Here is a 281-nt window from a genome sequence, read left to right on the forward strand (position 1 = left end):
GGTGGATTGGTTACCGGCATCTTCTGGGTGACATCGCAGGCGCCACCTTGCGGATGCGCCGCCACCGCATCGACCACGCGCTGCATGAGTCCGGCGGCCGCGGCGTTCGAATCGTCTTCCGGCAGGAAGGCGTGACTGGCGGCCTGCCCCGCGCCCATCGCGGCAATGCGTTGCTGCAGTTGCGGCTTCTCGGCGATGGCGGCGGCGTAACGCGCATGCGTGTCGCGCAGATCGTCCATCTCCGCGCGAATCGACTGCAGCGGCGCCACGAACCACCAGTG

The 281-nt window shown here is 68.3% G+C and carries 1 protein-coding gene; it reads right to left on the reverse strand.

What is annotated here, in order from left to right; translation table 11 throughout:
* Positions 1-281 (reverse strand): type II secretion system protein GspM (gene gspM, locus ISP20_RS21470; RefSeq protein WP_239536279.1); only part of this gene is annotated, 281 nt, incomplete at both ends.

The organism is Dyella kyungheensis, from assembly GCF_016905005.1.
Taxonomy (GTDB): domain Bacteria; phylum Pseudomonadota; class Gammaproteobacteria; order Xanthomonadales; family Rhodanobacteraceae; genus Dyella; species Dyella kyungheensis.